The organism is Aeromonas sp. R5-1, assembly GCF_040908265.1.
In the GTDB taxonomy this organism is placed as follows: domain Bacteria; phylum Pseudomonadota; class Gammaproteobacteria; order Enterobacterales; family Aeromonadaceae; genus Aeromonas; species Aeromonas caviae.
On sequence record NZ_JBFODJ010000046.1, the window covers coordinates 1 to 3,909 of the forward strand.

3 protein-coding genes and 1 pseudogene are annotated in these 3,909 nt (G+C 53.9%); all 4 read right to left on the reverse strand.

Going from position 1 to position 3,909, the window contains the following annotated elements; all coding sequences use genetic code 11:
• Window positions 1-68: 68 nt before the first annotated feature.
• Window positions 69-479 carry a hypothetical protein gene (locus AB5Y64_RS06100; RefSeq protein ID WP_368203482.1) on the reverse strand — a complete coding sequence of 137 codons (411 nt, stop codon included), beginning with the start codon at window positions 477-479 and terminating at the stop codon, window positions 69-71.
• A 137-nt stretch (window positions 480-616) separates the two neighbouring features.
• Window positions 617-1,267 (reverse strand): annotated as a pseudogene (locus AB5Y64_RS06105) (tyrosine-type recombinase/integrase); the annotation flags it as partial.
• 95 nt (window positions 1,268-1,362) lie between these two features.
• Window positions 1,363-2,118, reverse strand: a complete 756-nt coding sequence (istB, locus tag AB5Y64_RS06110; RefSeq protein WP_024945936.1) for an IS21-like element helper ATPase IstB — start codon at window positions 2,116-2,118, stop codon at window positions 1,363-1,365.
• A 25-nt stretch (window positions 2,119-2,143) separates the two neighbouring features.
• On the reverse strand, window positions 2,144-3,706 hold the full coding sequence (istA, locus tag AB5Y64_RS06115) for an IS21 family transposase (protein ID WP_024945937.1): 1,563 nt from the start codon (window positions 3,704-3,706) through the stop codon (window positions 2,144-2,146).
• Window positions 3,707-3,909 lie beyond the last annotated feature (203 nt).

Genomic DNA, 3,909 nt, shown 5'->3' on the forward strand with positions numbered 1-3,909 from the left:
GCGAAGGTAAGTTGATGACTCATGATGAACCCTGTTCCATGGCTCCAGATGACAAACATGATCTCATATCAGGGACTTGTTCGCACCTTCCCTAGTTCAGCAGGTCTTATCCCCGCGCGCATAAACAACAATATGGCCGCCAACATAGCGCTGTCATTACGCGCCTTAAAATACTGAATCAGTGCAACGAGATCATCATTATCGACCTTTTTAACTCTTTTTTGTTTTGCCTTAACCGGTATATCTGGCCTACTCAGGGCCTGAATTCGCTCGGCCGCGTCGGGAAAATTCAACAATTGTTGATGATATACCAGTGCACAGCGCAGTTTTCGCCAATAGCCAGGACTGCATTCTGAAGCGCGAGCCAACAATTCATCCGCAATGTTTTTTGCTGTGATATTAAGGCCCTTTTCCTTTAGGATTTCATAATGATTTTTTGCCAGTCTTTCATATTCCTTTTCCGTTGCCTGTGTAGCCATTCGGTCATCTCCCAGAGCGCTTAAATAACGCCTTCTTTAGATAGTGGGCAGGATTTCCCCACCCACGACGTGGATCCTTTTATTAAAGGTGCGATTTAGTTTTAAATTAATGCTGAATGCGTGATGTAGACAGTGATTTACTGCGCCACAGAAATTCGCTGCATTAAAACACTCATCAATCTCTGCATGACAGCAGGAGTTGCCAGTAATGCGTCGACATCGAATTCGCTTTCTGTGTTTTTATCTTCAGTTTTTGGATTACAGCTCGGCACAGTAACTTGAACCTGCTGACCAGCCATACAGGCATTAAATACCGTGTCAGCCCTACCCCTATAATCAGGGGCGTCCTCCATCAACCACTTGCCATAATGGCGTACCACCATTTCCGTACCGGTGTGTCCCATCTGACGGGCTATCCACTCGATGCTGATCCCCGCCGAGAGCAGTTGGCTTGCATAGGTGTGCCGAAATTGAGATGGCCCCCGATAACGCACCCCAGCAGCCTGACAGAACGGCCTGAAAAACCGCTCACGGAACTCATCAACCGAGGCATAACTGCGCCTTTTGGCGCTGTAGTAAGCCAGCAGGGTGCGTTGTTCACTCATCTGAGTGCGATTGTCCGACCTCGTGACCGTAATCTTCTTAGCCTTACGATGCTCCGCTAGCCTCATCAAGGTTTTGAGAGATCCAACAGCCTGTTCTGACAGCTCTATCGTGCGAATAGATCCCCTGGTTTTGGGCGTTTTGTACTGCCCATCAACCAACGCAAGGTCAACCAATAAGGTCTTCTTGTCGAGATTGACTGGCTAATAACATCATGTCGATCAGCCAATAACATCATGCCGATCACCATTTTTCTACCCGCAGGAACTGCGTCTTTCTTTTACTCTGCCTGATCGGCATCGGTCAAGTTGATGCCCTGTTTTCGCATCGACTCACCTGTCAAACCTACTCGTACCGCTCTGTGGATCAGCCGGTCCAGGATCGCTTCTGCGAATGTGGCCTCTCCGATCATCCCATACCATTTCTCTACCGGCAGTTGGCTCGCAACCACTGTCGAGACCCTCCCGTAACGGGTATCGATGATCTCCAGCAAATTACTGCGCTCGGCCGCATCCAGCATCTCCATGCCCCAGTCATCCAGGATCAGCAAGCCCACATTATTCACCTGCTCCAGCAGCTTCGGATAACTGCCATCCGCCTGCGCCAGTCTCATCTCTTCCAGCAGGGTTTTCAGCCGGTAGTAGCGCACCGCTACGCCTTGCCGGATAAAATAGCGGCCCAACGCACAGGCCAGGTAACTCTTCCCACAGCCTGCCGCCCCCGTCAGCAGCAGGTTTTGCTGATGAGCCAGCCACTGCCCTTCCAGTAGCTGGCGGATCTGCGCTTTGCTTATTCCCCGGCTGGCACGGTAGTCCAGCTGCTCAATTTGACCGGACAATCGAAACCGCGCTTGCTTCTCCAACCGGTTAACTTTGCGCTGCTCCCGTTGCACCAGCTCATGACTCAGCAGCAGTTGCAGCCGCTCTTCAAAGCTCATGTCCTGATACAACGCGCTCTGTGTCTGTTGCTGACTCAGCGCCTGTTTCACACCGCCCAGACGCAGGGTGCTCAGTTGTTCATCGAGATGTAATTGCATGCTCTTTTCCTTGTTGAGTGATGGATTAGTGGAAGTAGTGTTCGCCGTGGACATTGTCATGATGGATGTCTTGCAACGGATCCTGGCGTGAGGTGGCAACTGGTTGTTGTTCCAGCCCGTGTTTGAGCATGTTGCGGATGTGGTGCAGCCGGTTGGCGCCGGTCAGATAGCCACGTAGACAGGCGGCCTCCAGCCGCGCCTTGCCATACTTTTTGCTCTGTCCCAGCAGGGCCTGACAAGGTCGCACGGCTTGGGCCGGATGCGCTGCCTGGCGGATAAAACTATCCACCCAATGCGTGGTATAGGGCCCGATGGACGCGGCCCAGCTCAGTAGGCGTTCAGGTGAGCACTCCAGCAGTGCCTGGTGATGCGCTGGCATATGGGCGGGCAGACTGCTGTGCTGGCCTTTGCGATGACTGCGTGGGTGCTGAGCGACGACCTTACCCGCGTGATACAGGGTGACCGTACGCTCCGCCAGATGGGCTTCCAGCCGCTTGCCCTGCAAGGCATAAGGGACCGAGTAATAGTGCTTCTCCAGGTCGACGTGGTAATCCTTGCCGACCAGCACCGACACCACTTTGGTGTACTGGTAGGGGTACGCTGGCAAGGGCTTGAGTGCTGGCGCATCGAGCTCGGCAAACATGGATGCGCGGCAACCGGGCAGCTTCTGGAAGGGTTTCTCATTGAGCCGGGTCAGTAACCCGGATATCCGTTGGTTAAGCTGAGCCAGGCTATGGAAGGTCTCATGGCGCAGTACCGCCAGGATCCAGCGGGTGACGATCTGTACCCCCACCTCGGCCTTGGATTTATCTTTCGGCTTGCGCGGCCTGGCGGGCATGATCGCTGTGCCGAAGTGAGCGGCCAGCATCTGGTAGGTGGGATTGAGATCCGGGTCAGTATTGCGTGCCACGCTGACCGCACTCTTCAAGCAATCAGGCACCACCAGTTGCGGGACGCCGCCGAAAAACTCAAAGGCCCGCTTGTGGCTCATCACCCAATCCTCAAGCTGTTGGGAGCGGGTGGCTTCAGCAAAGGTGTAGTTGGAGGCCCCGAGCACCGCGACGAAGACCTGGGCCCGATAGAGGATCTCACCGGTATGAGGATCCACGATGGGCATGGTCTGGCCACAGTAATCGACAAAGAGTTTTTCGCCCGCGATATGGGTCTGGCGCATCGACGGTTGCAGCACCGATGCCCACTCCTTATAGAGCCGACAGAAATGGTTGTAGCTGTAGTGGGCACCGTTATTGCGCTCGGCATACTCCTGCCACAGTAGCTCCAGCGTTACCCCTTTTTGACCGGGCTGTTTGAGCTCCTGATGGAGCACGGCCCAGTCAGGGAGCGGTTTGTGGCGGGTTTTGGACACCGCGCGGGTGCTGAGGAAGGCACGCTCCAGGGTGACATCATCCCAGCGCTCACAGAGCGGCCAGGTAGTGATATCCAACTGAGCAGCGCGATTGAGGTAATAGGAGACGGTGCTGGATGAGATATGCAGGCTGAGGGCGATCTGACGATGCGCCAGTTGAGCCTGATATTTGAGACGAAGGATTTCTTTGAGTTTTCTCACGGTGATAGGCCTCGCAGACATGCACTTTCCTCTTTTGGGTCCAGTTGGAAAGTGCGGGTTTAACGAAGCGGGGAGAAGAAGTCATCAATAACATTCATGCCGATCATGGTTTCCCATAGAGGAAAAAAGTGATCGGCCTGGGATGTTATTGGGCGATCGGCATGGATGTTATTGAGTGATCGGCATGAATGTTATTGAGCGATCGCCATGCGTGGGAATACGCA